This window comes from Mucilaginibacter kameinonensis (genome assembly GCF_003675385.1).
GTDB classification, from domain to species: Bacteria; Bacteroidota; Bacteroidia; order Sphingobacteriales; family Sphingobacteriaceae; genus Mucilaginibacter; species Mucilaginibacter kameinonensis.
In genome coordinates, this window is record NZ_RCWZ01000003.1 from 242,260 (window position 1) to 269,256 (window position 26,997).

Annotated in this window: 31 protein-coding genes; 15 read left to right on the forward strand and 16 right to left on the reverse strand. The window is 42.9% G+C overall.

Annotation, left to right across the window (positions count from 1 at the left end):
- Positions 1-295 precede the first annotated feature (295 nt).
- The gene (locus EAH55_RS14055; RefSeq protein ID WP_121810227.1) at positions 296-1,294 is read right to left on the reverse strand and encodes a hypothetical protein; all 999 of its coding nucleotides are present in this window, start codon (positions 1,292-1,294) and stop codon (positions 296-298) included.
- 283 nt (positions 1,295-1,577) lie between these two features.
- Here EAH55_RS14055 and tatA point away from each other — a divergent pair, with 283 nt between their 5' ends.
- Both tatA and EAH55_RS14065 read left to right on the forward strand, forming a co-directional pair.
- The gene (tatA, locus tag EAH55_RS14060; RefSeq protein WP_091207829.1) at positions 1,578-1,757 is read left to right on the forward strand and encodes a twin-arginine translocase TatA/TatE family subunit; all 180 of its coding nucleotides are present in this window, start codon (positions 1,578-1,580) and stop codon (positions 1,755-1,757) included.
- Positions 1,757-2,332: an RNA polymerase sigma factor gene (locus tag EAH55_RS14065; RefSeq protein WP_121810228.1), complete on the forward strand. Its 576-nt coding sequence runs from the start codon at positions 1,757-1,759 to the stop codon at positions 2,330-2,332. Before tatA ends, EAH55_RS14065 begins: the two co-directional genes overlap by 1 nt.
- A 7-nt stretch (positions 2,333-2,339) precedes the next feature.
- On the opposite strand, the gene EAH55_RS14070 is transcribed toward EAH55_RS14065, so the two are convergent.
- The 5 genes from EAH55_RS14070 to EAH55_RS14090 form a co-directional block, all read right to left on the reverse strand.
- Positions 2,340-2,621: a helix-turn-helix domain-containing protein gene (locus EAH55_RS14070; protein WP_208644849.1), complete on the reverse strand. Its 282-nt coding sequence runs from the start codon at positions 2,619-2,621 to the stop codon at positions 2,340-2,342.
- A gap of 91 nt (positions 2,622-2,712) precedes the next feature.
- Entirely contained in the window at positions 2,713-3,033 is a 321-nt protein-coding gene (locus tag EAH55_RS14075) for a DUF6799 domain-containing protein (protein ID WP_162996872.1), read from the reverse strand.
- 866 nt (positions 3,034-3,899) lie between these two features.
- On the reverse strand, positions 3,900-4,427 hold the full coding sequence (locus EAH55_RS14080; RefSeq protein WP_121810230.1) for a DUF892 family protein: 528 nt from the start codon (positions 4,425-4,427) through the stop codon (positions 3,900-3,902).
- 47 nt (positions 4,428-4,474) lie between these two features.
- Positions 4,475-4,798, reverse strand: a complete 324-nt coding sequence (locus EAH55_RS14085) for a helix-turn-helix domain-containing protein (RefSeq protein WP_121810231.1) — start codon at positions 4,796-4,798, stop codon at positions 4,475-4,477.
- Between the two features lie 330 nt (positions 4,799-5,128).
- The gene (locus tag EAH55_RS14090) at positions 5,129-5,602 is read right to left on the reverse strand and encodes a hypothetical protein (protein ID WP_162996873.1); all 474 of its coding nucleotides are present in this window, start codon (positions 5,600-5,602) and stop codon (positions 5,129-5,131) included.
- A 478-nt stretch (positions 5,603-6,080) separates the two neighbouring features.
- Here EAH55_RS14090 and EAH55_RS14095 point away from each other — a divergent pair, with 478 nt between their 5' ends.
- The 6 genes from EAH55_RS14095 to EAH55_RS31250 all read left to right on the forward strand — a co-directional run bounded on the left by EAH55_RS14095 (position 6,081) and on the right by EAH55_RS31250 (position 10,464).
- Positions 6,081-7,340 carry a hypothetical protein gene (locus EAH55_RS14095; protein ID WP_162996874.1) on the forward strand — a complete coding sequence of 420 codons (1,260 nt, stop codon included), beginning with the start codon at positions 6,081-6,083 and terminating at the stop codon, positions 7,338-7,340.
- The gene (locus tag EAH55_RS14100) at positions 7,334-8,569 is read left to right on the forward strand and encodes a hypothetical protein (protein WP_121810234.1); all 1,236 of its coding nucleotides are present in this window, start codon (positions 7,334-7,336) and stop codon (positions 8,567-8,569) included. Before EAH55_RS14095 ends, EAH55_RS14100 begins: the two co-directional genes overlap by 7 nt.
- Complete coding sequence (locus EAH55_RS14105) at positions 8,536-9,381, forward strand: hypothetical protein (RefSeq protein WP_121810235.1); 846 nt, start codon at positions 8,536-8,538, stop codon at positions 9,379-9,381. The genes EAH55_RS14100 and EAH55_RS14105 overlap by 34 nt, the downstream gene beginning before the upstream one ends.
- Before the next feature lie 2 nt (positions 9,382-9,383).
- Positions 9,384-9,692: a hypothetical protein gene (locus EAH55_RS14110; RefSeq protein ID WP_244228190.1), complete on the forward strand. Its 309-nt coding sequence runs from the start codon at positions 9,384-9,386 to the stop codon at positions 9,690-9,692.
- Positions 9,693-9,899: 207 nt separating this feature from the next.
- Positions 9,900-10,172: a helix-turn-helix domain-containing protein gene (locus tag EAH55_RS14115; protein ID WP_121810236.1), complete on the forward strand. Its 273-nt coding sequence runs from the start codon at positions 9,900-9,902 to the stop codon at positions 10,170-10,172.
- A 154-nt stretch (positions 10,173-10,326) separates the two neighbouring features.
- A complete protein-coding gene (locus EAH55_RS31250) occupies positions 10,327-10,464 on the forward strand; it encodes a hypothetical protein (RefSeq protein WP_244228192.1) in 138 nt (45 codons plus the stop codon).
- 191 nt (positions 10,465-10,655) lie between these two features.
- On the opposite strand, the gene EAH55_RS30895 is transcribed toward EAH55_RS31250, so the two are convergent.
- On the reverse strand, positions 10,656-10,814 hold the full coding sequence (locus EAH55_RS30895) for a hypothetical protein (protein WP_162996875.1): 159 nt from the start codon (positions 10,812-10,814) through the stop codon (positions 10,656-10,658).
- An 82-nt stretch (positions 10,815-10,896) separates the two neighbouring features.
- Here EAH55_RS30895 and EAH55_RS14125 point away from each other — a divergent pair, with 82 nt between their 5' ends.
- Complete coding sequence (locus EAH55_RS14125; protein WP_162996876.1) at positions 10,897-11,160, forward strand: hypothetical protein; 264 nt, start codon at positions 10,897-10,899, stop codon at positions 11,158-11,160.
- Between the two features lie 412 nt (positions 11,161-11,572).
- Here EAH55_RS14125 and EAH55_RS14130 read toward each other — a convergent pair whose 3' ends face one another.
- Both EAH55_RS14130 and EAH55_RS14135 read right to left on the reverse strand, forming a co-directional pair.
- On the reverse strand, positions 11,573-12,079 hold the full coding sequence (locus EAH55_RS14130) for a cold-shock protein (RefSeq protein ID WP_244228193.1): 507 nt from the start codon (positions 12,077-12,079) through the stop codon (positions 11,573-11,575).
- 17 nt (positions 12,080-12,096) lie between these two features.
- Positions 12,097-12,288, reverse strand: coding sequence for a cold-shock protein (locus tag EAH55_RS14135; RefSeq protein WP_121810240.1), 192 nt, complete (start codon positions 12,286-12,288; stop codon positions 12,097-12,099).
- Between the two features lie 366 nt (positions 12,289-12,654).
- Between EAH55_RS14135 and EAH55_RS14140 the strand changes: the two genes are divergently transcribed.
- Both EAH55_RS14140 and EAH55_RS14145 read left to right on the forward strand, forming a co-directional pair.
- Positions 12,655-13,875, forward strand: a complete 1,221-nt coding sequence (locus EAH55_RS14140) for a BamA/TamA family outer membrane protein (protein ID WP_121810904.1) — start codon at positions 12,655-12,657, stop codon at positions 13,873-13,875.
- 675 nt (positions 13,876-14,550) lie between these two features.
- Positions 14,551-15,408, forward strand: coding sequence for a phosphatase PAP2 family protein (locus tag EAH55_RS14145; protein ID WP_121810241.1), 858 nt, complete (start codon positions 14,551-14,553; stop codon positions 15,406-15,408).
- 203 nt (positions 15,409-15,611) lie between these two features.
- Here EAH55_RS14145 and EAH55_RS14150 read toward each other — a convergent pair whose 3' ends face one another.
- From EAH55_RS14150 to EAH55_RS14175, 7 genes are all read right to left on the reverse strand, one after another.
- The gene (locus EAH55_RS14150) at positions 15,612-15,845 is read right to left on the reverse strand and encodes a helix-turn-helix domain-containing protein (protein WP_121810242.1); all 234 of its coding nucleotides are present in this window, start codon (positions 15,843-15,845) and stop codon (positions 15,612-15,614) included.
- A gap of 392 nt (positions 15,846-16,237) precedes the next feature.
- Positions 16,238-16,447 (reverse strand): hypothetical protein, encoded by a 210-nt coding sequence (locus tag EAH55_RS14155; protein WP_121810243.1) that lies wholly within the window; start codon positions 16,445-16,447, stop codon positions 16,238-16,240.
- Between the two features lie 461 nt (positions 16,448-16,908).
- Positions 16,909-17,088, reverse strand: a complete 180-nt coding sequence (locus EAH55_RS31510) for a phosphoketolase family protein (protein WP_208644850.1) — start codon at positions 17,086-17,088, stop codon at positions 16,909-16,911.
- Positions 17,089-17,423: 335 nt separating this feature from the next.
- Complete coding sequence (locus EAH55_RS14165) at positions 17,424-17,546, reverse strand: HAD family hydrolase (RefSeq protein WP_244228194.1); 123 nt, start codon at positions 17,544-17,546, stop codon at positions 17,424-17,426.
- A 183-nt stretch (positions 17,547-17,729) separates the two neighbouring features.
- Positions 17,730-18,047, reverse strand: a complete 318-nt coding sequence (locus tag EAH55_RS14170; RefSeq protein ID WP_162996877.1) for a type 2 periplasmic-binding domain-containing protein — start codon at positions 18,045-18,047, stop codon at positions 17,730-17,732.
- Complete coding sequence (locus EAH55_RS30900; RefSeq protein ID WP_162996878.1) at positions 18,044-18,181, reverse strand: hypothetical protein; 138 nt, start codon at positions 18,179-18,181, stop codon at positions 18,044-18,046. The genes EAH55_RS14170 and EAH55_RS30900 overlap by 4 nt, the downstream gene beginning before the upstream one ends.
- Before the next feature lie 137 nt (positions 18,182-18,318).
- Positions 18,319-18,513, reverse strand: a complete 195-nt coding sequence (locus EAH55_RS14175; RefSeq protein ID WP_091211783.1) for a cold-shock protein — start codon at positions 18,511-18,513, stop codon at positions 18,319-18,321.
- 222 nt (positions 18,514-18,735) lie between these two features.
- On the opposite strand from EAH55_RS14175, the gene EAH55_RS14180 reads away from it, so the two are divergent.
- The 4 genes from EAH55_RS14180 to treY are packed head-to-tail and all read left to right on the forward strand — an operon-like array spanning position 18,736 to position 26,995.
- A complete protein-coding gene (locus tag EAH55_RS14180) occupies positions 18,736-18,978 on the forward strand; it encodes a hypothetical protein (protein ID WP_121810247.1) in 243 nt (80 codons plus the stop codon).
- A gap of 32 nt (positions 18,979-19,010) precedes the next feature.
- Entirely contained in the window at positions 19,011-21,140 is a 2,130-nt protein-coding gene (glgX, locus tag EAH55_RS14185; protein WP_121810248.1) for a glycogen debranching protein GlgX, read from the forward strand.
- Positions 21,118-22,965: a malto-oligosyltrehalose trehalohydrolase gene (treZ, locus tag EAH55_RS14190; protein WP_244228196.1), complete on the forward strand. Its 1,848-nt coding sequence runs from the start codon at positions 21,118-21,120 to the stop codon at positions 22,963-22,965. Before glgX ends, treZ begins: the two co-directional genes overlap by 23 nt.
- Positions 22,958-26,995, forward strand: coding sequence for a malto-oligosyltrehalose synthase (treY, locus tag EAH55_RS14195; RefSeq protein WP_121810250.1), 4,038 nt, complete (start codon positions 22,958-22,960; stop codon positions 26,993-26,995). Before treZ ends, treY begins: the two co-directional genes overlap by 8 nt.
- Positions 26,996-26,997: the final 2 nt, after the last annotated feature.

Here is a 26,997-nt window from a genome sequence, read left to right on the forward strand (position 1 = left end):
ATTATTTAATTCATTATCAATAACATAGATCACGTCAAGCGATGTGCTTTTTATCACTCGAACCAGCCGTCCACGCGAGCCAGTTTATAGATGATCTTAAAAGTTTTGCGGCGCTTTTTCATGTTTAAGGCCGGTTTGAAATATCTTCTCAGCTTTTAATTGAACCACAGCCATTACAAGCGAACTTATAAGCATTGTAAATAGCTCGGTTTGAATCTCAATTATTCGGTATTAGAAAATTAGTTGGGTGTTTTAAAATTGATGACTTTTTGTAAAAGGTAGTGTTCAAGCCTTATTACAGCTTAGGCATAATCCGCTTTTTCAGCAATGAGTATTCGGTGAGCCTTGGTTCAATATCGGTCCAGGAATTATCTCCCATTCCTTTAACAAACGCCTTACCCTCTGCGAGAACCGTGCCGTGCTTTAATACCAACTCACTATATCGCTTTGCAAAAGGAATTACTTTCTCTTCCATATATTGATCAAAATAATCTTTATGAACTAAGTCAATCGCAGACAATTTGGATCGCTGACTCCAGTCCTTATGCTCGATCGAATCATGCCGATAGACTCTTACGCAAGGCAGCAGTTTGGATATATGCCCAGTTTCTGTGACAGTCACACCAATCATTGGTGCATCAAGTACACCTATCGCCAAGCAAAGGTGCGCATCGAAATAATGTGCCGTTTTTGGCGGAACTTCGGACGCGTCAAAATGTTTCAGCGCCTTCAATAAAGGCAAAACGAGATTATTATATCCGTCTGTACCTGATAAAATAACATCAGGTCCTTTCCGGACACATTTGGAAAATGTAAAACAAGTAGGCACATCACCGTTTAAAAATTCCTGTTCTTGCAATTGAAGTGCGTGAATTACACTAAAGTGCCAACTCGAAGGGTCGTAATCACTGACCACCTTAAGGTTTTTTGAGAACAGACCAGCTACTAAAGGAAAATCGTTTGTAAAAATCTTGTCTGGTGTTAGAAAAAAAATATAAGGCAAATCGGACTGCTTGCATTCAATCAATAAATTTAACTCTGGTCTAACCCTCGGTTGATTGTCATTATCAAAAGTATACAATCTTGCAGAAGCCAAAATATCCATTGTCCTAATCTCATGACTATCACTGTCAATGTAACTCCATTCGTCTTGGCAATGAAAACGTTTTCTCAATTTTTCGCCTATGATCAATTGTAGCGGATATCCAGACTTTGTAATCGCCTTGTCTATGTCTGCTTCTGCCAAGCCATTCGGCAAAATATTGGTCGGTGGGTTTTCTTTGGAAAAGTTCATAAGGCTTCAGTATTCTGTCAACGTAAAATACAAAAAACTCGATAATTTCACTCATCACGTTTACGATTTAATCGTTAGCAGGCATTTGCCTTAGTAGAATAAATACAATGGTCGATCCTTTTTGAGTCGGCCATTGACATTTTAAGGGGTATATTGTAATTCCTTTTTCCTTTGCAGGTTTAATTTACCTGAATATTAATCACCGGTTAAAAATCTATCCTGATATTGTCTGCGTATATATCTATATCACTACTATTATCTTTTACCTATAAAACAACATATCATGGGATTAGGCGCACCAGAGATCATCTTAATTTTAGCCGCAGTATTGTTACTGTTCGGCGGAAAGAAAATACCGGAAATGATGAAAGGCCTGGGTAAAGGCATAAAGGACTTTAAGGACGCACAAAACAATGAGCCAATTATAAAAACATCGGAAACTGCAACTGATACAAAACCCTGATGGCAATACGCAGGAAAAAAATATTTCCAGAAGATAAACTGATCAGCCTGATACGGGAGCGGCACCCACTGGGTGCCGAGGCATTGTATGATATGTACAGTTCTTCACTTTACGGTTTAATCGTTCGCATTGTGCCAGAGACGGCAATAAGTGAAGATATTCTACAGGAAACTTTTATCCGGGTATGGTCAGCTTTTGAGGGCTATGATGCTTCTAAAGGCCGAATATATACATGGATGGTCAATATCGCCAGAAACCTGGCGATTGACAGGGTTCGGTCTCGTACTTATCGCAACAGTTTGCTTAATCACGAGCTGGATGGTTACGAGGAATTCTTTATACAGCCCGAAAGCGCCTCCGAAAAGGCAGATATGGCCTTCATCAAAAAGATTGCCACCACCCTGCCCAATACAGAACGGGAAATTGTCGATCTTATATATTACAAGGGTTACACGCATGCAGAAGTAGCTGAACAATTGAAGATACCCCTTGGAACAGCTAAAACCCGACTTCTCAGAGCAATTAAAAGATTGCGGACGATACTTCATGTTCAATCACTTCCCCTCGCATCCTGAATTTCCGTTATTGAGATGCTAATATGCAGAACGGATCCTGGTAAAACAACAATTCAGTTGGCGAAACGTCTAATACCCTGGCGATCTGCAGGAAGCGATCTACCGTCAATTTAACATGTCCCAGTTCGATCTTGCTGAAGGTATTTTGAGATATATTGAGTTTGTAAGCCACATAATACTGGCTGTAATTTTTGGACTCCCGGATAGTCCGAATGCGCAGTGCAACATCTTTTTCGCTGACCATGAATTTTTGCTGATCTTTATATAAAAAACGAAAAAAACAGATCATCGGTTTTTCATGGAAACCCATAGCCCCTTTTCTCCCCAAATATCGATTTTAAAAGCGGGGGCTATAACCCCGCATCTCAATTACCGGATCCCTACATCTTCATGGTGGTATCCTTCACCATTTTCTTGTGTTTCATCTTCATCGGCTTCTCAATCGTACCATCCATGTTGACACACTGGCCGTTTTTCAGCATCATACTTTTGCCATCCTTCATTTTGACCATGCCATCAGTCATCACCATCGTACCATTGGACATTGTCATATCCTTATCCATCATCATGGTTTTGCCCTCTTTCATAACCATCATTTTCCCATCTTTCATCATCACCCCATCCTTCATTTTCATGTGCGTTTGGGCCATGACACCCGCGCTGAACAACAGGGCCATTAATGCCATCAGTAACTTTCTCATAATTTTTTGATTTACAGTTTTTAACTCAACCGGAACCTGTAGAAAATGTTTACAAGATCGCTACTCCTATACAGGATAATTTACTGCAAATCAATTATTTTAAATTATAACTGATAGTTTAAAAAAGTGATAAAAAATGCGATCATGCGTAACTTGAAAGTAAATAATATCGGTGTCTGCGTTTTATGCAATGGCACGCTTTCTGGAGAAATCAAGACTGACAGCTTGCAATAAGAATTTGCGGAGTAAAGCGCCGCAACAAAATGTAAATGATGATAAATTCGTTCAAAGAATATTTGCTCTTCGATCATCATTTACGCCCGTGCATGGCCGATATTCTGAGGATTGCCGCTAAGTTCTCTGAGCGATCGTAAAAAAAGTTGTCAATTTTTTTGACAACTTGCCTAAAATAGTACTAAAACCCGACGTCCACACGAACCGGTTTTTAGATGACCTTAACCGTTTGGCCTCTCTATTTGATGATTGAGCCTATTCGAAATATCTAACCCGTTTTTAATTGAACCAGAAAAATTATTTCATTTGACCCGAAAGTTGATAAGCGTGAATAAAGAAGATTTTTGTTTATTATTTCAGGTCGAGCCCATTAGAGTGCATCTGAAGGTGCATCCTAATGGGCTCGACCCAATTTATTAAGAAACTCTATTTATTCTCTTCACTGTCGGGTAACAGCTTGATTTAAAACTTCGGTCACGAAGCGTGATCTGTGTGTTGCAGATAAGAAAATTCAGGTTTGCGCCCCCGCCAACTTTACTTCCTGCATTATTAACGTTATTGTAAATATAATATTAAGTTCAGCTATAAATAAGGCCACTTCAGCACGAATATGGTTCAAGGTGATAGTTTCATTAGTGGAGATATTCGCGGCTGATCATTTCGTAAAGTTCTTTGCAGTCTTTCGCCATATCGATATTTTGTTTAAGCAGTAAAGTGAGTTCCTTTGTTGGCATAGCCAGAGCGATATCGTGTAGGCAGGTAAAACAGGAAATCTCGATACTTTCAAGCGTATTTAAATGATATAACATCATCAGGTCAGATTCAAATCCTGAGAGGTCTGCTGCTTTGTTCACAACGTATGCTTCCATGATCAGTCCCCGAATACCAGTAATGGTTGAGCGTTTATATTTTTCACCAATAATATCATAGATTACCAACAACCTTAATAACTGTATTTTGATATCATCAACATTCTCAAGAATAGCATTCTTAAGGTCCTTGAAAGACGCGCCTTCAGCCATGGTTGGCAGATTAGTGACAAGATAGGTTTTCACCATGAAAATATTATCCAGCTGCATCAGAAATACCTTTTTCAGGGATTTATTGTCGAGCTTAAGATGGCCGTTGAAGAGCCTCATTTTTGATTTTGCTAAATTCATGATCGTATTTAAGTTTAGAGGCAGGAATTCGCCACCCTCCTGTCGCTTTACCGTCTGAGTTCTTCAAATAGTTCAATAACCTTCTTTTGAAGGTCGTTCAGCTCAATTTCCCTTTGCAACAATTTCAGATTGGCCGCTTGGAGCTCAGCAGCGTTTGAGCTCTCCTCATCATCATTAAAAGTTAAAAGCTGAATTACCGAAAGACTAAAAACAGCTGCCAACTGTTCCAGTCTCGACAAATTAATATCGGTAATTCCAGTTTCAATTTTGGAAAATGCAGGAATCGAAATATTTAGTCTTATAGCCACATCCTCCTGGCTCCAGCCCTGTTGATGGCGTAAAAGCCGGATGTTTTGTTTAAGGTTTCGCATAGATAAGACAATCTGCTTAATTTTAAGTACTTGTAAACATACCTTTTAAAAATGGTATTAAATATTATTAAAAACCTTTCAGCGTAAGCAAAATAGATAGCAAATAATCATTGACGACTGCGAAAATATTCCGAAATAACCAAAGCTTAAACTGTAAAAAGAATTGCATGATCCGCGTGATACACCTTTTATCTAAATATCGTGCGAATCCATTATCTCGTAACAAAGAAAGGTTCCTTGTTAGCTGTACTTTTTATAAACAAATCAGATGAGCAACGACCAGAATGCTATTTCAATAAAACATACTAAACCAATTAGGTGTCCCAGTATTTAGGCTGCAAGACGACGTTCCTGAAGTAATTTAATTAAAGGTCGGAGAAAATCAGGATCAAACGCCTCTTGTGGAGCATGCATATGTTCCTTCGTGTTAACAAAACAATCGATTGGATTTCTGGTGCCGGATTGTAGAAGTGCATCGGCGTTAGTAAGATAGGTAAGAAAGGCAGGTACATATAAAACACCACCATCTTCTTTCCGGCGTACCAGGCTAAACATTTCCTCCAGGAAGCTTACCAGTGCCCCGCAGCTCGTAAATAAATCCCCGTATGTTAAATGATCGTATAGTTCCCGTGTTTTTTGTAGCCGGATTTCCAGCAGGCAAACTGCATTCCTAATTTCGGATTGAATTTCTGGTGAGCTTTCTATGCAACTCAGCTCATCTAACCTTTCTGAGAGATGCGCATGAATACAATATTCCTGTATCTGCGAATTCGTTAGATCTGGTTGTTCAGCGTTATTTTTCATGGGGATTTTGATTACTGTCCATGGATAGTCGTCAGGACATTGCAGGATCGGCAATGTATGGAAATTAATGCGGCATGAGAATTAAAATCAACTAAATTCTTGTTTTATAGAGAATTACCCAAAATACCCCTTGTTCATTTCATTCATTTTATATTTACTCTGTTACAGAATAAAAAAAATTCAATCTTTAAAACATAAACGTGATAGATCAGATTATACAATATATTCCAAATGCTATTGCGAATTTAAAACTACCCATTTTATAATATGTACTTATCGGCAGCTTTTCAATACTGCCGGGCACACTTACATATTGCAGCCGGTCATTCAGTCGTTTCGTTAACAGTGCCCAATAGATATACCTATGTCTGCAATTGTAACCACCTTTCACCTGGAAATCATTAAAAACCTGTGCCTTGAAAAGGCAGGTATAAAATCGATAAAGCCTTCTGACTGCCGGATAATATCTTTTCTGATTATGAAAGATACCAGCCTTAATATAAGTGAAACAACCTTGAAGCGTTTGTTCGGCCTGGCTATCAGCAAATTCAGTCCTTCTCTTTTTACAGTCAGTGCATTGGCTGTTTACTGCGGATTCGAAGGATGGGACAGTTTTTGTCGTGTTTACCCCATAAAAAAAATTCCTGATGCAGGCCTTCCCATGGGTTGGTACCATCTGCAGTTCCGCGCACGCGAGGCCAGCGATTTTACATTACAGGCATTGAAGAACAAATCGGGTATTCCCTACCGTCAAACTATAGCACGGGAATTCATGGATGATTATTTTCGCGCGTTTGACGAATCCGGCCTGACGGGCTCGGTCATCACAGGTCCTGCAGGTTATGGCAAGACCATTGCACTTTGTCATTGGCTGGATGAGCAATCTGAAAGCAGTAACGATGTTGTACTTTTTTACAGCAGCATTGCTTTAATGAGCGTTTTGCATGGTGGTAAAAGCATAGACGACTGGATGGCCTTTTTGCTCGGTTTTCATACCGAGGCGGTCTTCAACGAAATGATCGATGGAAGGGAAAATGGTAAATTCTACCTTGTGTTGGATGGGATGGACGACCATATGTTTAAAAAAGAACAATTCCACCTTTTATTAAATCAGTTGTCGCACCTCCATGCCTTTTACCGGCAATTCGAGTGGTTTAAGCTGGTGCTGACTATGCGTTCCACAACCTGGATTAATTATAAGCATGAACTGGAATCGGGCGAAAACAAATGGTTTACTGCCTTTCGCGACCACGAAGAGTGCATCAACATGCCGCTGTTTTCTTACAGGGAAATTCAATTATTACGTGATCGTATCAGCGCGCGATCAGCGAAGAAGTTAAGCCTGGAGCAGGCCGAAAGCTTTTGTCACCCGCTTTACTTTCAATATTATTGCCAGATGGAGAAAGGAGCCTTTCCGGTATCCGGGGCTGAAAGGATTTTATCTTACGAGCTGAGTTCATTATTTATGCTCAATAAGGTATACGTTGGCTATTACGCGGCGGAAAAAGTATCGCTCCTGCAGCAATTGGCGGATATGTTAGATTTCGGGGATGAACATTACCAGGTGGAAAAACTAAAAGTAATGAACATCCTGAATAAGTATGACCAGGCATTTCGTGAATTGTTAAGTGCAGGCGTGCTGCGCAGCTCAATATCAGCACCGGCCACAAGTTTGCCCACCACATCCGGTTCGGAAACCCTGATTTTGTGTTTCATACGATTGCCCGCAGTATGTTAAACGATAACGGCGACCGGTTTGACGCAAAGCTGGTTGACCTTATCAATACCCGTTTTGGCAAACATAAAGCAAAGATTCCGGTGTTAAAATGGTGTTTGATGCATGCACTGAAAACCGGCCAGCGTACTGGTTTCCAGTATCTCTCCGGAGCCGATCTTAACCTAAACGAGAAATCAGACCTGATTTTGTTTTTAGGCGACCTGCTGGAGAAGGTTAGCGTTTCGATGAAAAAGGAAGAATCTTTCTGGCAATTCTTCAACGAGGACGCTGGCGACAGATTGTTCGACTTTTTCTTCGGACTGGAACTGATCAACGAGGATTACAAAACAACGTTAAATACACTACTTAAATTTGAGTTGAACAGTTACAAGAAAATCATTGTTTACACGACGCTGGGTATTATCGCTGTTATCAATCTCAATATGAAGGAACTGGAGAAACAGATTATCAGGCTTAAGAATATGGAAAGCTATAATTCTGCAGGCTTTTCATTCAACCCGTTAAATTGCCTTGAGCTGATTTTTAACTACCTGAAACATGGCACGATCCGGTCAGACCTTATGCGGGGGTTGGCGAAAAATGCTTTTTTGCTGCAAGTGCCAACTCAGCATGGAAATGCGGCATCCGACCTGGTTTTTTTGTTGGGAATTTATACCTTTTGCGGGTTTCTTCCCGGAATCCGCAGTAAGGGGCTATTACGAAAACTGAGCCTCTTATCTTCTGCCGACAAGGTTCAAAATACTTTGTCTGTGTTTGATTTTTTCAAGCGGATGATTACGGCAGATATACATTTCAGAAATGGAGAGCATGCTGCCGTAAGCGCGATATTTACGAAAGTTCATACTTCTTATGGATTACAGCATGACCTGTTAACACCATATATGGAAACTTTATTGTTAAGTCTCAAAATTAAAATGATGTTAACATCAGGTACGAGCGATCTTATCCCGTTCGAAATTAAAGGAATACACGCCGTCACCGAGGTATCCGGAAGCAAATTAACTAAATTGTATCTTGATTCCCTTCTGATCAGGCATGAGCAATTGATGTCAAGGCATCCTGATCTTAAAAGAGAGCTTGCTTACGACATCATGAAAGTTATCAGCAAACAGGAGTTAAACCAAAACTTGATATTTTTCGAGCAAGATCTTTCCCGCTGGCAAGTTTTGAATACAACAGGGATCAACTCCATTACATGGGTTTCGGCGAAGACATCGTCAAGGTTTTAAATACCAAAATGGAACAGAACCTGACGGAGTTTACACTCGACCATACACGCAAGTTCGGAAAAGATGAACTGCATTCGGTGCTGTATTTTTCGAAAGGGGATGATGCCGCTAAAGACCTTACCTTTTTTAACCGTTTTACTTCGACGCTGAAGAAAGAGGGCATGGAAGACCTGTCACAGACTTTCTTTATCGGGCCCAAATTTAACTACACGCTCCAGGAACGCTACAACATGATGGACGGTCGTGCGGTTTACCGGGAACAACCAGTTTTGGAAAAGAAAGAAATCGATGGTAAATTGAAAATGGTGCCGACCGGTGAAACCTACTGGGCCTGGCGGGCGCTTAACTTCAAGGAAGCGGATCAGCACGGGAACTTTCTACCAAAAATGATCCGCTGGCATGACCAGGGGAAGGTATTGGAAAAATTCCCGATTGTCGGTGCAGAAGAGAAATACATGCAGGAGCGTTTATTGGCGCAATTGCAAAAAGGCAACCAGGTCGAAGTTAACGTATTGCAGGACGGGCTGGAGACAAAAGCTAAAATGGTCGCGAATGCGCCGATGATGCGCATCGACTTTTATGATGAGAACGGCCAAAAGCTGGATATTAAACCGGTGAACAGGCAGGCCTTTGAGCAAAGCCAGAAATCTGATTCATCACCGCAGGAAGTTCAACGGGCAGCTATGGCTAAAGTAGCACAAGCCAAAGAGGGCACTCCGGCTGCGGACCAGGCAATACCGGCTGCTCAGCAAGCGGCGGCTGAACAAAAACACGAACCTGCTCCGCAGCGCAAGCAAGCTGTTAAGATCTGAGTATGGAGTTGTACAGGCCTTTATGGGTATTCTTTGAACGGGTCGGCAACGATCCCCGGATCTGTATTGCCCATATCGGCCTTTTTGCTACGCTCCTGCAGTTGTGGCAAAGCGCTGGCTTTCCGGATCATATCGAGGCTTATAGTTACGAGGTGATGGAGGTGGCCCGGATTTCGTCGCGGGCTACCTATCATCGCTGTATCCGTGACCTGCATGAGTTTGGTTATTTACAGTATTTCCCCTCTTTCAATAAGAAGAGGCGCAGTAAAATCATTCTTGTTCCCCGGGATCTGCCTGTTTGCAAAAGATAAACATTAACTGCAGGAAATTAAAAAATCATAATGCCAGAATATACACCAATACGAGAACCATGGAACATCAAATTATAAACATCGCAAAGATTTCAGGTAGTATGAGTTATCGTAACCATATCGTGTATCTATTTGACGCCGGATATACTTTATCAATACCATCATTCAAAAGAAATTGATGCAACAAGATCAAATATTACCTAGACCATGAATGTAGAGATTATTACCAAAGAAGATCTGCAGGCTTTCAGGCTGCAATTACTTCATGATATCAATGCTTTGTTAAACACAAAAAAAGATATACAAAAAGAATGGCTCAAAGGTGCTGAAGTCAGGCAACTGTTAAAAGTATCACCCGGCACATTGCAAAATCTCCGGACGGGAGGCAGACTATCTTACTCCAAGGTTGGGGGAACTTATTATTATCGTCATCAGGACATCATTAAATTATTGGAAAACAGCAGGGAGGCATTTCGTTAATATGTCTGCTACTCAACATTTATCCCGTTTATTTCACTGCTTCAGCGAAGACACCCGGATTACAGTCTGGCACCTGAGTCTCTATATGGCGATATACTTTTTATGGCAGTCCACCGGTATGAAAAAATCTATAAACATTTCCCGAAGGAAACTTATGAAGTTATCCCGTATTCAAAGTAATATCACTTATCACAAATGCATTAGCCAGCTTCAGGACTATGGCTATATCAGGTACACACCATCTTACCACCCGCTCCTCGGTAGCCGTGTGGAACTGTTGCTCGTTCCATAACCATCAATTGTCCGCTGACTCAACCTGTTAAACTTTTTTCACCATCATATGGCCGTGAGGGTTAGTCCATTCGCCGTTATTTTGTTGGTAACGTTTTAAAACTTTGATCCGCATTCGTTTGCACTGATAAACCTGTTACTTCCCATTGTTTAAAGATATTTTTGCAGTCAAGCCCAGAGAAAGATAAATACTTAAAAATAACGATATATCAGGGAAACCAGCATCTTGGTGCGGCAACGGAACTGAATAAATTGAACGTTAACAATATGATCAATTACATTAAATTTGAGTAGTATTGATCCCGACCAGCGGTGAAGTTTAATCCACAGAAATTCAAGCCTGTTCTCCATTTTAGGAATATAGTAAATGATAGATCACCTTTTTCTTAAATACCTTCTTACCCAACCCGTACATTGTGCACATTTTAATCTTGTGTTTGAAAACATTCGCGGGCTATCCGGGAATGTGCTTTTTAAAAGCAAGATGGGCCCAGCGGCGTTCAAAGGTAAATTCGTTATTCATCATGAACCGTTTTCTAACAAAGCTGTCATTACAATCGCTTTGGCAGGCGCAGTATTTAAATCGGCAAACAAAAACAATATCATACCAGAGAGTTTGTTTGTTGCCGAGACAGAAACTTTTCAGGAAAAATTGGACAGCATCGACGCCATTGAAAGCAAAAATCCCGTGCCCTAATTGTCGCGCAAGGTGTCCAGGGGGCCTTGGCAAATTTTATTGTTCCCATGAATGGGCTTCATGAATCAGCTTGTCCAAGGAACAAATCTCTGAAAGTTAATGGCCGGACAGTTTCCGCAAATTTTTGATAGCTTAAAAATTGGACACACGGGGTCGCTTGTCAACGCGACTCCTTGCGTGTTGGAACAACGAACAGTGTTACTGAATTTTAATTTTCAATATTAAAACGAGCTGCTACAATTGTCAATGTGTGATAAAAGGCTGGTTGCTCTCTTCCGGAAGGCGTTAGTCATGCCTTCGGAAGATCTAAGTACAATCATTCGCTTATTATTTTTAACGCTGACGCTAAAACCGCACCGCAGCCTTTGCATCATTGGAGGCATCATTCCTTTTACGACAATATTGCGTATCATTAATTTGATTTCAAGACTTTGACAGCGCTCGCCCCTTTCAATCCTTGCTCTATTTCGAAAGTAACGTTATCGTTTTCTTTGATCGCAAACGCGGCCGCATTAATGTGAACAAAAACGCTTTCATGGGTCTGCGCATCTTTGATAAATCCGAATCCCTTAGATTCATTGAAGAAGGTGACCGTACCTTTTCTTACAGGCTCGCTCTCTACCTCTTCCTGTTTGAGCGTAGAGATCTGGATGTCCTGTGCAATTACTCTTTTTTGGTTACCACGCTCCTGGGGTACAGAGGTAATGTTACCGCTTGCATCTACGTAGGCCATCATATCTTCCAAGCCCTGGCCTTTTACTGCGTTCGTTTTACGGACTTCAGATCGTTCTTTTTTGTCCTGTTGCTTTTTGAACTTTTTCTTCTCACGCTCTTTTTTATTAAAAGTTTCGGTTGACTTACCCATATTTTCTATTAGTGTAACAAAAAAAGCATCCTCCGGATTGGAGGATGCTTTCACAATGATGATATAGTGTATTAAGCTATTTTAACATTTACTGCGTTTGGTCCTTTACGACCTTCTTCCACGTCATAACTAACAGCGCTATTCTCGCGAATGTTGTCAATCAGACCTGTTGAATGAACGAAGATCTCGCTGCCACCATTGCTTGGTGTGATAAATCCGAAACCTTTTGTTTCATTAAAAAATTTTACTGTTCCTTGTTGCATTATATTGATTATTAATAAGTCCACAAGGTAGATAAAAACATTGACATATTTTCGATTTTGTAAAAATATTTAACAATTATTTAATTGAGAAAAGAAAAAATGGCAATATGAGAAACATAATGTAAGGTATATGGTTGCTTATTTATACATCCTTACTAAAATTGAAAGCTATTCACGTATTAGCTTTAACATCCCAAATCAGATTAATCCGTTCAGCATCCTGAGATATTGTTGTTCATTCTTGATGTTAAGGGTAATTCATCAATTACAGATTGTTCGGTAATCATTATATTGTAATGTGCGATAATTTAATATTTGATATCGCTGAGGGGTAAAGTGATGTATGACTTTAAATTAAATATGATAATGCTGAGAATATTTACCATCTGTTTTTGCCTGTTTCCTGCAATTACATTCGCGCAGGATGCATCCAATACAATCCCTAAACAAAGCGCTGTTAAAGATACTTCCAGGCAAACAGACCTGATTGACATTGCTAAGGACATGTTTAATATAGCGCCACAGAAACCAAGAGTACAGCGGGAAAAGAAAATATATTTTTCGATCCTTCCCATTCCGGGTTCTGTGCCGGGCGGAGCCGGCCGGGCCTTGATCACCAGTACCACCGCGGGCACTTACCTCGGCCCTCAAAGCACGACCAATCTTTCCAGCGCGACTTTTGCACCCTATTGGAATTTGCACAGTAGGTTTGGCTTACCACTCCGTTCTAGTATCTGGCTTAAGGATAATAGCTGGAATATACAAGGGGATATGCGGTTCCTGAGATATCCGCAATATACCTGGGGTTTGGGCAGCAGAAATGACTACAGCGAAAAAACACTAATCAATTACAATTACGTTCGTTTTTATCAGAGCGCACTTAAGCGAATTACCCCCTATTTCTTTGCGGGAGGAGGTTACAATATAGATTATCGCAGCGGCATTAAAAGTGATGATCCGGCGATTGACTTAAAGCAATTCACCGGCTATAATTTCGGTACCGGCGGCAGCTCGGTTTCCTCCGGAATCAATCTGGCCTTGTTATACGACACCCGGAACAATTCCATCAATCCATTGCCAGGGTCCTATTTTAATCTTGTATACCGTATTAACCCTGCCTTTATGGGTAGCAATGATAGCTGGCATTCCTTGTATTTGGATTACCGGAAATATGTCCCGCTCAACCCCGCTAATAAAAACCAACAAAACACGTTGGCATTTTGGTCTTACTTCTGGACAGTGCTGGGTGGCAACACGCCCTATCTTGATTTGCCGAGCATCGGATGGGATCCATATAACCGGTCCGGTGAAGGCATTGATCAGAACCGCTACAGGGGCAAATCGCTGTTCTATTTTGAAAGTGAATATCGCCGGGATATTACCGCCAACGGCCTCTTAGGCTTTGTTGCGTTCGCCAATGTAAATACGGTTAGTGGTTCAGGCACTTTCTTAAAATCATGGCACCCGGCTGCAGGAACAGGATTAAGGGTAAAATTCAATAAAGGCTCTAATACCAATATCGGTATTGATTATGCTTTCAGTAGAGGCTACAGCGCGGTAATATTGAATATCGGCGAATCATTTTAACAATTTCATCTATTGTCTTCCTTCTTAAATTTGTTTTATAAACTTACTGTGCTGACTTTAAATGGATGAATTTGTGATCCCCGGTTATAAAGTTGCCAAGACGGATTCCTAGTGGCAAGGTACAGTGACAAATCGGAGATAAACGGTAAAACCCTGTAACTACACTATGTTTGTTGAAGTCATTAGATACCGATCAATTCTGGAGAATGATTTACTTAAACCTGTAAAATCAGTTCCCGCCTATTTTCTAACCTTTTTTTAGAACTATCTGTTCGGGATATTAAGTAATTTATGACAAAAATCATGCAGATTAATGGTCCCTAATACTGTACGTGATCGGCGATCGTCCCGGCATTCTTTTTAACCTGCATCCTATCTTCTCATTTATGATGTGCAGAAGTGAGCAAAATAACCAAAGATTTGAGGGATAAGCAGGAAGTAGTAAATAAGATAATCATACCGACAATTTAGGGTATGCGAAGCATTTGGTTGTCGAAAATAATACAGTCAAGACTATTTGGCTGCCAAACTTTTGTCAGCCAAAACGAGTATCGCAAAGCTGAACTAACGCTACAGCACTTATCTCTTGACCCCTTATTCATAAAATGAGATTCGAGCAATATTGCTTTTGATATTGCAAACATTTTGACACGAGAATCCTTTTTAGATTAATTTATGGGAAGAATTTTCTATATACTCTTATTTTCTTGCTTGACCTTCAACGTGTTTGCTCAGGAAAACTCTTCCGATACTTTACGGAAAGTCAATATTGCGGATACCCTTAAGAAAGATGTTTTAACAGCACCGGACACAGTAAAGCATCTGCACAGTAAATCTATAACTTTAATCCCACCTGCGGTATTGATTGCTTATGGTGCAAGTTCATTTGCGTTACATCCATTGCGGCGATTTGATCGTTACATATACAAGGAAGCAGGAGAGCATAATTTTGCAACGAGGAGCCATATTGAGAATTACCTGCAATATGCTCCCCCGGTCTTAGTATACGGGCTAAATTTTGCTGGAATTCATGGCAAGAACACTTTTATCGATCGCACTTTGGTTTACGTCATGGCACAAGGTATGTTAAACATCAGCACCTTTACATTGAAAAAATTAACGCATAGGTTACGGCCAGATAATAGTGATTATAACTCATTTCCCTCCGGCCATACCGGTAATGCCTTTGCCGGGGCCGAATTTATGTCGCAGGAACTGGGTGATAATTCAGCTGCCTATAGTGTTATTGGATATGCATTCGCGACCACCACAGGGGTATTCAGGATTTATCATAAAGATCATTGGTTTAGTGACGTGATAGCAGGGGCAGGCTTTGGCATCTTATCTACAAAAGCAGCATACTTGTTATATCCTTATATCCGAAACAATCTTTTCAAAGCAGGTCGTGAAAAGGAGAAAAACAGAAGTCTTCCTAAAGAATTTCAAAAAAAGAAAAATCAGGGCAGCAGTTCTATATTATTACCATCACTCAACAATGGAACGTTAGGCCTGCATTTCGCCATGTCTTTGTAGCTGAAGAAGATGACAACCCAAGAATGTTTCAGTAAGCTTTCAACATGTTTTCTTAACTATTAAACGAATCTTCCCGGCATTTTAATATTTGATACGGACTTTGAAAACTCCCATCTATTCAATGATATGCTATTATGGAGGATACGTATTCTATAATGGTACTTCTAAATATATTTACAATTTTTCTCCTGAAAGGAGATTTGTCAAAATAAATCGGCAAAGAATTCCTTTATATCGATATCAAGTACATTAAGCAGCGCTAACATATCTTCTAAAAGAAAGTCTGATAACCCTTCCTCTATAGCGATAACCGCTTCAATCGGAATCCCGGTTCGTTCAGCAACCTGCGCTCTCGTAAGCGTGCGATATGCCCGCTCAAGTGCAAATTTACGCCCGGATTTGATTCTTAGCTCGCGCGCTCTGGCTTCTTCATCCATAAGGTAAAAGGTTTTGGATAAAGATACGGTGATCGGGCATACTACAACGAATGGTTGTAGAAAATAATGATCACATTGTGAAAGTAGGAATCTTTTAATTCAGGTTAAACCTTAAGCCGGGCATTCACCCCGGCTTAAGGTTTAATTTACTGAATGAAGATTAGGCATAATGGCAATGCCGTAAACCATCAGTAATACATCCTAAATTATAAAAAGGTTTTTTTATCTGTTAAAAAAAGTGCCTCAGCTTTTATAAGACCAACGACACTATAGAAGGCCGGAAATTCCGGCCTTCTATAACCTATTTTGTATTTGTTAAAAGTTGTCTTCACAACGGATCGATAACTTTGTGGGTAACGCTTTTATTTGATGAAATTTTAGCGAAATGTGTCTTATTGCCAAACTTCTTCCAGCAGTCGTAATGCAAGAATATTACTGGCATCAAGCCAATCCTGTAGTCGTTTATCGGTACATACCCAATTAGTACGCTCCGCATTACGGACGAATATAAAATAGCGTGTTTCGTCTGGCAGGTTTTTAATAATGATTTTACCCGCTCTTGTGCTGACTGTTGCATGTATTACTGTATTACTGATCTTCATACTTGGCAAGAATATGAAGTTTAAGCCGTAGCGTGCAATTTTGGGGCCTATTTTACCCCTGTCAGTAATGATACAAATCGAAAGCAAAGTGCGAATATTTTACTCATCGATGGAAGCTTATTACACACTTAAAACATTTAGAAATCAATTAATTATTTATTCATGGGCTTTTTGAACACCAGCCTAATGCCGTTTTGCCAGTATTTAGCTAAAGTGATGATGCTCAAAAAGTGAATTATATGAACCAATATTTTGAACTTGTGGTTATTCATAACCGGATTTTTTACACTTGGTTTTACGCATTGCGTCAGTAAAGGTTACAATCGCTCCAAATATGTGACGGAAATATCGGTGGACCACTTTGAAGTATTTGGCGGACAATGCTCTAAAGGCGATCAACAGTATTAACCAGCCCTTGTCTTTCTCAATTTACCCATCGGCTGATACTGAGTTTTAGTAATCTAAAGTGGAGTGTTTGCTCTTACTTTAGGTCGGGTCTTATACCCTAATATCCCCAGCAGCATGGTTTTAGAATGTGTTAATTTCAGGGGTTCTTTTAAAAAGGGGCTGTCGTGAAGGTAAAGCTGACCAACCGAAAGGTAATTAGCTGCGGGGCAATAGGTGTTAATTTTATTTAACATCTCGGCAGTAGGCGGGGTTTGTTTTTCTATGATGCTATCTTTGGTAATATTTATGTTTTATGATTCTAAAAGTTGTTTTTGAACGAGCATTTTGCTTACGATCTGTGCTGATCAAAAATCCGCAGCGCGTACCGAAAAAATTACTGCTTAGTGCTAATTCTCATGAAAATCCCCTCCGCGATCTTCCCAGTATCAGCTGATTGCTTAAATGAAGATCGCCAAATAATAATGTTAACGCAACGGACTTATTTCAAAGTCCGTTCCATCCGTATACTGACCAAGTTTCAGTCAATGCCACTTTAACCTCAAATCAAGAGATGCCAGATCATCGCGGATCAGCGCATCGATAAGTTCCGCCACACTTCGCCATGACAATGTTCCGTTGTCCAGTCCGCCGAATTTTTGACTAACTGCAATGCATTATCCACCGCTACGGCGCATTCCACTGATTGTAACATGGCATTTTCATTCTCGGCATCGCCGACAGCGACCGTATTATGCTCGGATATGCCGGCGTGCCATCATAATCCATAGGAAGTACATGGTAGCGCATATCTTATTTTATTAAGAGAAACTCAAACCTTTCGGAATGTTTTATGAAACTGGCACCGGCTTCAGCCATTTGCCTGAAAGGTTTTATCTTAACGCCACTCCTGCAAAGGGTTATAAGCAATCAAATATTGTAACTCATTAGCCTGGATGTTTTTCAGACTGACGGGTTCGGTAAGTGGTAACATGAGCCCGGCCTGAACCATATTCAGCATAGACGCAATCTGGTCAGCTGGTGCCTCAACTGATATGCTTGCGCGGTATTGTTTTTCAATCGCAATCTTATCAGCTTTGTTAACTAATTTCAGTTGCCATGGCTTATCAGGTTTAAAACCATTCTCTATCGCTGTGTTTCGCAAATCGAACAGATATTCCTTTACCTGAACATTGATCATCCTGTATGTCTTCAATCTTTTTTTTTCTTGTTAATCGCTAAATTTTCGTTTGACGGCGTTTTTTTACCGGCCTGGTAATCTGAAACCGGCTTGCTACCGCCAGTGACGGCTGCTTTTTTGACATTTTTAATGCCTTTGTCTTTGCTCATAGGTTTGTTTTTTTTATTGTGCAACTCCGGAAAAACCCTGACAGGAGGTGTTCTGCACCCACACTATTGTCAGGACTTAACAAAAAAAGCATCCGCTTTTATTGACGGATGCTTCTGCGAATTTGATATGGTGATAGTTAGATTACTTTAACATTAATCGCATTAAGGCCTTTACGGCCTTCCTCTACATCGTAAGCGACTTGATCGTTATCACGGATCTCATCGATTAAACCCGTAGCGTGAACGAAAATTTCGTTCCTGTTGTCATTTTGTGAAATAAATCCAAAGCCTTTTGCGGCATTAAAAAATTTCACGGTTCCTTCTTTTTGCATTATATCTTTTTTAATAAGTACGCAATATACAAATTAAATACTGTAATTTATTTTTTATTTAAATTATTTAACAAAAAATTAAAAACAGTCAAGTTTTTGCCATACTTTAATCACGCTCAGTAATGCCAAAATTGAGGCCCGGAACACGTTTTAATATAACTGCAAAAAAATAAAACATTCCCAGTCCCTCATCTCTTTTAATCATAAAACCTACTCAACATCATGGGAACGAAATTGAAATTTGTGGTCGATGGTGACGACCTGACCAATGTTTCGGATTGCGGCATTGACGAAATGATCTGCAAAGAGGTAATGGATTCCGCCAGGAATAAACTGGCACCCCTGATGAGCGCATTGCAGCAGGAAGGCGGCATGGTCATTTTCGACATAGACACCCGCGGCTGGGAAGCTGATCACTGTTCCGCGGACCTGCAAAGCAGGATCCGCCAGGCATTTTCCATCTAAAAATTATATCATAACATCCTGTACCTGCATTCATGACAACAACTATCTTACCAGGGAAACCCTTCCCGCTTGGCCCGGCCTGGGACGGAAAAGGGGTTAACTTTACTTTATATTCTGAAAACGCTACCGGTGTAGAGCTTTGTCTTTTCGAGTCGGTGAACGGACAGCGCGAATCGGCAAAAATTACAGTAACGGAAAAAACGGAATTTATATGGCACGTTTACATCGAAGGTTTAGCGCCCGGCCAGTTATATGGCTTCCGGGTACACGGACCTTATGAACCGGAGAACGGGCATCGTTTCAACCCCAATAAATTATTGCTTGATCCTTATGCCAAAGCCATTTCCGGAACTATTGAGTGGAATGATGCGTTGTTCAGTTATCAGGTGGGCGACGAGGCAGCAGACCTGAGTTTCAGCGAGACGGACAGCGCCCCCTACCTGCCCAAATCAGTAGTTATCGACGAGCATTTCGACTGGGGAGATGACACCGCTCCCTCCTATCAATACTATAATACCGTAATATATGAAGCGCATGTAAAGGGTTTTACCAGGCTTAATCCAGAGATACCGGAAAAGCTGCGGGGTACTTATGCAGGCATAGCTCACCCGGCAAGCATAAAATACCTGAAAGACCTGGGTATCACGGCCATTGAGCTGATGCCCGTACACCAGTTTATTTCCGACCGCCACCTGAAAGAAAGGGGGCTTTGCAATTACTGGGGCTATAACACCATCGGATTTTTCGCACCGGATTCCCGTTATGCAGCCTGGGGATCAAAAGGCGAGCAGGTTAAGGAATTCAAAACCATGGTCAAGGAGCTTCATCAGGCAGGCATCCAGGTTATTCTCGATGTGGTGTACAACCACACGGCCGAGGGCAATCATTTAGGGCCGACATTATCTTTTAAAGGTATTGACAACGCATCCTATTACCGCCTCACCGATGATAAAAGGTATTACAATGACTATACAGGTACAGGCAATACACTCAATGCCTATTTGCCGAACGTGTTAAGGTTGATGATGGACAGCCTGCGGTACTGGATCACGGAAATGCACGTTGACGGCTTCCGTTTTGACCTGGCTGCTACCCTGGCCCGGGAGCTGCACGAGGTAAACAGGCTAGGCGCCTTTTTTGATATTATTCACCAGGACCCGGTGATCTCACAGGTTAAATTGATAGCCGAACCCTGGGATGTCGGTGAAGGGGGCTACCAGGTGGGTAAATTTCCGCCTGGCTGGGCCGAATGGAATGGCAAATACCGGGATTGTATCAGGGAGTACTGGAGCGGTTCAGAAAATGCCCTGCCCGGATTTGCAGACCGTATTACCGGCAGCGCCGATCTTTATAAAGATTACCGTCGCCCGACAGCAAGTATCAATTTCATTACCGCCCACGACGGTTTTACGCTGAATGACCTGGTATCCTACAATGAAAAGCATAACGAGGCCAATGGCGAAGACAATAAAGACGGGGAAAGCCATAACCGCTCCTGGAACTGCGGGGCTGAAGGGTCGACAGATGATCAGGACATCATCAACCTGAGACAAAGACAAAAAAGAAACTTTTTAGCTACCCTCTTCCTCTCCCAGGGTGTACCTATGCTGGTGGCCGGTGATGAACTGGGCCGCACCCAGCAGGGCAATAACAATGCCTATTGCCAGGACAATGAAATATCATGGATCAACTGGGCGTCTCCAGACCAGGAACTACTGGCATTCACCCGGCAGCTGATTAAATTGCGGAACGAACATTCAGTTTTTTCCCGGAAGGACTGGTTTAAAGGGGTAGCGGTAAAAGATTCAAAAACGGAGGACATCGCCTGGTTCCTGCCCGATGGTACACATATGGAAGAAAGTCACTGGCAACAGGATTATGCCAAGTCTGTAGCTATGTTCCTGAACGGGCACGGCATACATGGTGTGGATTCTAGCGGTAAGGAAGTACTTGACGATAGCTTCTACCTGGTTTTTAATGCGCATGACCAGGGTTTGGATTATCAATTACCGCATGAAACTTATGGCCGCCAGTGGAAGGTGATCATCGATACCAGTCAAACGGGTGAATTGCCGGATAAGATCTATCAACCGAAAGAAACCGTGCATGTGGAAGGAAGGTCGGTTGTGCTGTTACAGGATGAAACAACGAACCATGGATAAATTGAGCCTGAGCAAAAGGAACATCGGGGTAAATTTCAATGCGGAAGGCACTGCGGAAATATTACTGTGGCTGCCCAAAGCGAAACAGGTAGCCATTCAAACAAACAAGGGTTTTAATTTGCCGCTTGCTGAAGGTGACCGCGGTTACTGGGAGCTCGCGACGGATGCCTTGCTTCCCGGCATGAGCTATAACATAGTCATCGACACTGAAGTCCGGCCGGATATTTACTCGCTGCATCAGCCGGAAGGCGTTCATGGCCGGTCTGTTGCAGTTGATCTCGCAGCGATGAAATGGACGGACCAAAACTGGAAGAACCCCCACTTGGGCAATTACCTGATCTACGAAATCCATACAGGTACATTTACGCCGGAGGGCACTTTTGCCGGTATTGAGCAAAAGCTGGATTATCTGGCGGACCTTGGCGTTACAGCCATAGAAATCATGCCGGTTGCCCAGTTTCCGGGGGAGCGCAACTGGGGTTACGATGGTGTATTTCCTTTTGCTGTGCAAGACAGTTACGGCGGGCCATCCGGACTGCAGCGGCTTATTGATGCCTGTCATGCGAAAGGACTGGCAGTGATACTGGATGTGGTCTATAACCATATTGGCCCGGAAGGGAATTATTTTGGGAAATTCGAGCCTTATTTCACTGGTAAATACCAAACACCCTGGGGCAACGCTGTAAATTTTGATGATGCAGGCTGCGATGAAGTAAGGCGTTATTTTATACAAAACGCGTTGATGTGGTTCCGCGATTTTCATATCGATGCCTTAAGGCTGGACGCCGTTCATGCCATTAAGGATTTCAGTCCAGTACATTTTTTGAAGGAGCTTAGACAGGCGATAAACAAACTGATGCAGGAAACCGGACGGACACATTACCTGGTTGCCGAGTGCGACCTGAACGACCACCGCTTTATTGACGCTCCGGAAAAAGACGGATATGGTATGGATGCCCAGTGGACAGACGAATTTCACCATGCTTTACGTGTTTGTGCTGGCGGCAAAAAAGACGGATATTATGCCGATTTCAACGGGACGGAGGACCTGAAACGCGCGTTTGAACAGGCCTATGTCTACAACGGACGGTACTCAACCCACCGCGAAAAAACTTTTGGCACCGATCCGGTTGAAAACCCGGGACAACAGTTTGTCGTATTCTCCCAAAATCATGACCAGGTCGGCAACCGCATGCTGGGCGAACGGTCGGGCAGGTTATTCAGCTTTGAAATGCAGAAATTAATGGCGGCGGCGGTGATGATCAGTCCCTTTATACCCATGCTGTTCATGGGCGAAGAATACGGGGCATCCACCCCCTTCCTGTATTTTGTGAGCCATACCGATCCTGAATTGATTGAAGCGGTGCGCAAAGGACGTAAAGCAGAATTTGCGGCTTTTCATAATGAAGGTGAAGCGCCGGATCCGCAGGCAGAGGCTACTTTTCTGCAATCGAAACTGCAATGGCACGAAACAGGTGCTGGAGATCATCAGACATTGATTAACTATTATAAAGCTTTGATCAAACTGCGGAAAACCCATCCTGTACTGCAGCTGCCTGAAAGGACCAACCTGAAAGTCACATCAGACCAGGAAAAAAATACGCTTATCGTAAGCCGGCGTAAAGAAGTACAAACTTTGCATTGCCTGCTTAATTTCTCGAAAACCCGACAGCAGATCGATCTGGCTGAATTCCATCACGACGCTGAACTTATCTTCAACTCGGCATCAACACAATGGAAGGGAGCCGTTCGCGATATTGACATCATAAATTCCTCAGTAACCCTGCCCCCTGAAAGCATTTTAATATTTGAGCAGCATGTTTGATCCGGTTTCTACATATCGCGTACAGTTCCATAAAGGATTTAACTTCAGAAATTTCATGGGAATCATCCCCTATTTACACGAACTTGGTGTGGTTACCATTTATGCGGCTCCCATATTCGAAGCTGTTCCAGGCAGTGTGCACGGTTATGACGTGATCGATCCGCACCGCATCAATCCCGAAATAGGGACCTTGCAGGAACTGGAAACCATCAGCTCAGAACTCAAAGAACGGGGGATGAACTGGCTGCAGGATATTGTACCCAATCACATGGCCTTCGATCCCGGAAATCCCCGGCTGATGGACGTTCTGGAAAAAGGACAAGCCTCTCCCTACGCCGGATTCTTTGATATCAGCTGGGATGCGCCTGGCTTCAACGGAAAATTAATGGTGCCTTTTTTAGGCAAGCCATTAGACGACACCATCGCTGACGGAGCAATAAAGGTAGTTTATCAAGACGAAAAATTCACACTGAACTATGCCGGGCAGGCCTATCCCTTAAATGAAGCGTCGATCAACACCATACTGGAATCCTTGGGGGATGCTCCAGCTGCAGAAAGTATCCGGGATCATATTAACAAAAACGCTGGGTTAATAAGACAGCTTATTGACGCGCAGTATTACCGGCTTTGTTTCTGGCAGGATACGGATCAGCTGATCAACTACCGGCGCTTTTTTACCGTTAATGGCCTGATCTGCCTGAATATTCAGGATAAGAAGATTTTTGATGAATACCACAGTTTCTTAAAAGAATTACTCGATAAAGGCCTGATACAAGGCCTCCGGGTTGACCATATCGACGGGCTGTTTGACCCTCAAACCTACCTTGAAAGATTGCGAAAACTGGCGGGTGAGGAAACTTATATTATCGTTGAAAAGATCCTGGAGCAGGATGAGCAGTTTCCTCCCGATTGGCCTGTGCAGGGCAATACCGGCTATGATTTTCTGGGCATGGTCAACAATCTGCTGACCGAGAACAACAGCAAAAAAGCGTTCACGGATTTTTACCGGGAAATTGCGGCTGACCGCAAGTCTTTAAGCCGCTCGGTCACCGAAAAGAAAAGCGATATCCTCTACGGGCATATGGCCGGCGAGCTTGAAAATCTTTACCAGCTGTTACGTAAAATACCGGCGCCCGGCCGGGATGTTAAAGACATAACAGCCAAAGATTGGAAGTTAACCATCGGCGGTTTTCTTATTCATTGTCATGTATACCGTTATTATGGCAACCAGCTTCCCCTTAACGACGGAGAAGCGGGACAGGTGCAGACTATTTTCCGGCAGTTCATCAGTGAAAACCCGGAATTGGAACGGCCGGCCTTATACCTGGTTGACTTGTTTACCGGAAAACATCCGCAAAAAATGCAGGCCGGTATTTTGCTGCTTTATCAACGTTTAATGCAGTTTACCGGGCCATTGATGGCGAAAGGCGTAGAAGATACGCTGATGTACACGTATGATCGTTTTATCGGGCACAATGAAGTAGGTGATTCCCCGCGGGAATTCGGGCTGAGCATTCAAAAGTTCCACAACCTGATGCGGGAAAGGCAAAAGTTACGGCCGCTTTCACTAAACGGGACTTCCACGCACGATACCAAACGGGGCGAAGATGTACGGGCCAGGCTGAATGTGTTGACGGATATCCCCGAAAAATGGTTTAAACAGGTACGAAGCTGGCAAAAGGAAAACCGGCCATATAAAACCGGCGGGGCACCGGATGCCAACGATGAATACCTGATCTATCAAACCATCACCGGGTTCATCACGGATAATGAAGAAACCAGGGATCAAATAAGCCCGCGGCTGCAAGCCTATCTGACCAAAGCGCTCCGGGAAGCCAAATTACATACCGGATGGGCCGAGCCCGATGAGCAGTATGAACAAAGCACGCTTCAATTCGCACAGCAACTGCTCAACAGCGCAGTATTCCTGAAAAGCATTAAGCAGTTGCAGGAAGACATCTCCGCTGCTTTTATCAATAATTCGATCGCACAGGTTTTGTTAAAATTCAGTTGTCCGGGAGTGCCAGATGTATACCAGGGCTGCGAACGCTGGGATTTCAGCCTGGTTGATCCCGATAACCGCAGGCCGGTTGACTACAAACGGAGCGCCGCCTTACTCAAGAAATCCAAAAGCCTAAAACCGGATGAGTTATGGCATGACAGGGCAAACGGCACTTTTAAATTGTGGTTAACGCATAAACTGCTGACCGAGCGAAAGAATTCCCCCTTGCTATTCAGTCATGGGGAATACATTCCGTTAACAGCAGAGGGAGCATATCAGGATCATATGATTGCTTTTGCACGCAAATACCAACGGCAATGGGTACTGGTTGTAGCCGCCCTGCATACAGCAGTCTTTGAAAATGGAGCAGTCAACTGGAAAGATACTAAAATCATACTGCCCCCTGATGCGCCCCTGCAATGGACCAGCGCGCTCGATAACAAAAAAAAGATATTGAATGAGCAGCTCCTGTTAAGCGATCATATGGAGGCTTTTCCGCTATTATTGTTTAAATCAGCTCCGCCTCCTGACAACCGGGGCGCTGGTATCATCATGCATATCAGTTCCTTGCCATCCCCTTATGGCATCGGCGACCTGGGGCCCGAAGCCCGGCGCTTTGCCCGGTTCCTCAGCGCATCCAACCAGCGGTACTGGCAATTATTGCCAGTAAACCCAACCATTGCCGCAGCTGCAAATTCGCCTTACAGCGCCATTTCAGGGATGGCTGGTAATACCCTGCTGATCAGTCCGGACGATTTGCTTAGTGATGGGTTACTTACGGAAGAAGAAATATCACCATACCGCGCAACAGCTAACAGCACGGTCAATTTCACCCGGGCAGCGACCATTAAAGATCAATTGCTGGAGATGGCCTATAAGCGTTTTGGCCGGTCTGCAACGGATGCCCTTCGAATGGCCTACGAAGACTTTAAGATCAGGGAACAATCATGGCTTAATGACTTTGCATTATTCGAGGCCATTAAGCAGCACCACGATGGCGCCCCCTGGTACCAGTGGCCTGAGGAGCTTAAATGCAAGGATCGGAAAGCACTCGAAACCTTCCGGCAGCAAAATCAGCAGGACATCGGTAGGTCCATGTGGCGTCAATTTATATTTTCCCGCCAGTGGCAAAAACTGAAATCTTTCGTGCATGGACAAGGCTTATGTCTGATAGGCGACCTTCCTTTTTACCTCAGTTATGATGCCGTTGACATATGGGCGCACCCGGAGCTCTTCAGTCTGGATAAAGACAAAAACATGTCGGGCATCGCTGGCGTGCCACCCGACTATTTCAATGCCGGTGGCCAGCTCTGGAATATGCCAGTGTACAACTGGGCTTCCCATGAGCGGACAGGCTACGAATGGTGGATTGCCCGGATCAAAAAGAATATGGAGTTTTATGACCTTATTCGTTTGGACCACTTCAGGGGGTTCTCGGAATTTTGGGAAGTACCCGCGGGTGAAAAAAATGCTGTACGCGGTGGCTGGAAACCGGGACCCGGCGCAGCGATCTTTCGGGCTGTTAAGAAAGAATTAGGCCACCTTCCCTTTATTGCCGAAGATCTTGGAAATATCGATGAGCCTGTTTATGAACTTCGTGATCAATTCAATCTCCCCGGAATGAATGTGCTGCAATACGCGTTCGGCGCAGATATGCCGGTGTCCGTACATGCTTTGCATAACCATCGGGAGAACAGTATAACTTATACCGGCACGCACGATAATAACACTTTGCTCGGCTGGTATGAAGAAGACATGAGCAGGGAAGAACGGCAGAACCTGGACACATACTTCAGGACCAAAATAACACGGGGCAACCTGAAGCAATTCCTGCTGGAAACCTGTTATGCTTCGGTTTCTGCGATAGCTATGGTACCTATGCAGGATGTACTTGGCCTCAGTCAGCACAGCCGCATGAATACTCCTGCCTCCCCCAAAGGTAACTGGGACTGGAGGATGGATGCACCGGCGCTCACAGATGCCCTTTCAGCATCACTCCGGTTGCTGACCAGGCGATTTAACCGGTGATA

Excerpts from the sequence above, each read along its gene's own strand:
- tatA (WP_091207829.1), top strand. The coding sequence starts at position 1,578 with ATGGGATTAGGCGCACCAGAGATCATCTTAATTTTAGCCGCAGTATTG.
- EAH55_RS14080 (WP_121810230.1), bottom strand. The coding sequence starts at position 4,427 with ATGAATTTAGCAAAATCAAAAATGAGGCTCTTCAACGGCCATCTTAAG.
- EAH55_RS14110 (WP_244228190.1), top strand. The coding sequence starts at position 9,384 with ATGGAGTTGTACAGGCCTTTATGGGTATTCTTTGAACGGGTCGGCAAC.
- EAH55_RS30895 (WP_162996875.1), bottom strand. The coding sequence starts at position 10,814 with ATGGAGAACAGGCTTGAATTTCTGTGGATTAAACTTCACCGCTGGTCG.
- treY (WP_121810250.1), top strand. The coding sequence starts at position 22,958 with ATGTTTGATCCGGTTTCTACATATCGCGTACAGTTCCATAAAGGATTT.
- EAH55_RS14075 (WP_162996872.1), bottom strand. The coding sequence starts at position 3,033 with ATGAGAAAGTTACTGATGGCATTAATGGCCCTGTTGTTCAGCGCGGGT.
- EAH55_RS30900 (WP_162996878.1), bottom strand. The coding sequence starts at position 18,181 with ATGAGCAAAGACAAAGGCATTAAAAATGTCAAAAAAGCAGCCGTCACT.
- EAH55_RS14055 (WP_121810227.1), bottom strand. The coding sequence starts at position 1,294 with ATGAACTTTTCCAAAGAAAACCCACCGACCAATATTTTGCCGAATGGC.
- EAH55_RS14115 (WP_121810236.1), top strand. The coding sequence starts at position 9,900 with ATGAATGTAGAGATTATTACCAAAGAAGATCTGCAGGCTTTCAGGCTG.
- glgX (WP_121810248.1), top strand. The coding sequence starts at position 19,011 with ATGACAACAACTATCTTACCAGGGAAACCCTTCCCGCTTGGCCCGGCC.
- EAH55_RS14100 (WP_121810234.1), top strand. The coding sequence starts at position 7,334 with ATGTTAAACGATAACGGCGACCGGTTTGACGCAAAGCTGGTTGACCTT.
- EAH55_RS14065 (WP_121810228.1), top strand. The coding sequence starts at position 1,757 with ATGGCAATACGCAGGAAAAAAATATTTCCAGAAGATAAACTGATCAGC.
- EAH55_RS14150 (WP_121810242.1), bottom strand. The coding sequence starts at position 15,845 with ATGGATGAAGAAGCCAGAGCGCGCGAGCTAAGAATCAAATCCGGGCGT.
- treZ (WP_244228196.1), top strand. The coding sequence starts at position 21,118 with ATGAAACAACGAACCATGGATAAATTGAGCCTGAGCAAAAGGAACATC.
- EAH55_RS14095 (WP_162996874.1), top strand. The coding sequence starts at position 6,081 with ATGAAAGATACCAGCCTTAATATAAGTGAAACAACCTTGAAGCGTTTG.
- EAH55_RS31510 (WP_208644850.1), bottom strand. The coding sequence starts at position 17,088 with ATGTTAAATAAAATTAACACCTATTGCCCCGCAGCTAATTACCTTTCG.
- EAH55_RS14180 (WP_121810247.1), top strand. The coding sequence starts at position 18,736 with ATGGGAACGAAATTGAAATTTGTGGTCGATGGTGACGACCTGACCAAT.
- EAH55_RS14085 (WP_121810231.1), bottom strand. The coding sequence starts at position 4,798 with ATGCGAAACCTTAAACAAAACATCCGGCTTTTACGCCATCAACAGGGC.
- EAH55_RS14105 (WP_121810235.1), top strand. The coding sequence starts at position 8,536 with ATGGGTTTCGGCGAAGACATCGTCAAGGTTTTAAATACCAAAATGGAA.
- EAH55_RS14155 (WP_121810243.1), bottom strand. The coding sequence starts at position 16,447 with ATGAAGATCAGTAATACAGTAATACATGCAACAGTCAGCACAAGAGCG.
- EAH55_RS14165 (WP_244228194.1), bottom strand. The coding sequence starts at position 17,546 with ATGTTACAATCAGTGGAATGCGCCGTAGCGGTGGATAATGCATTGCAG.
- EAH55_RS14140 (WP_121810904.1), top strand. The coding sequence starts at position 12,655 with ATGCTGAGAATATTTACCATCTGTTTTTGCCTGTTTCCTGCAATTACA.
- EAH55_RS14135 (WP_121810240.1), bottom strand. The coding sequence starts at position 12,288 with ATGCAACAAGGAACAGTAAAATTTTTTAATGAAACAAAAGGTTTCGGA.
- EAH55_RS31250 (WP_244228192.1), top strand. The coding sequence starts at position 10,327 with ATGAAGTTATCCCGTATTCAAAGTAATATCACTTATCACAAATGCATT.
- EAH55_RS14145 (WP_121810241.1), top strand. The coding sequence starts at position 14,551 with ATGGGAAGAATTTTCTATATACTCTTATTTTCTTGCTTGACCTTCAAC.
- EAH55_RS14175 (WP_091211783.1), bottom strand. The coding sequence starts at position 18,513 with ATGCAAAAAGAAGGAACCGTGAAATTTTTTAATGCCGCAAAAGGCTTT.
- EAH55_RS14090 (WP_162996873.1), bottom strand. The coding sequence starts at position 5,602 with ATGAAAAATAACGCTGAACAACCAGATCTAACGAATTCGCAGATACAG.
- EAH55_RS14070 (WP_208644849.1), bottom strand. The coding sequence starts at position 2,621 with ATGATCTGTTTTTTTCGTTTTTTATATAAAGATCAGCAAAAATTCATG.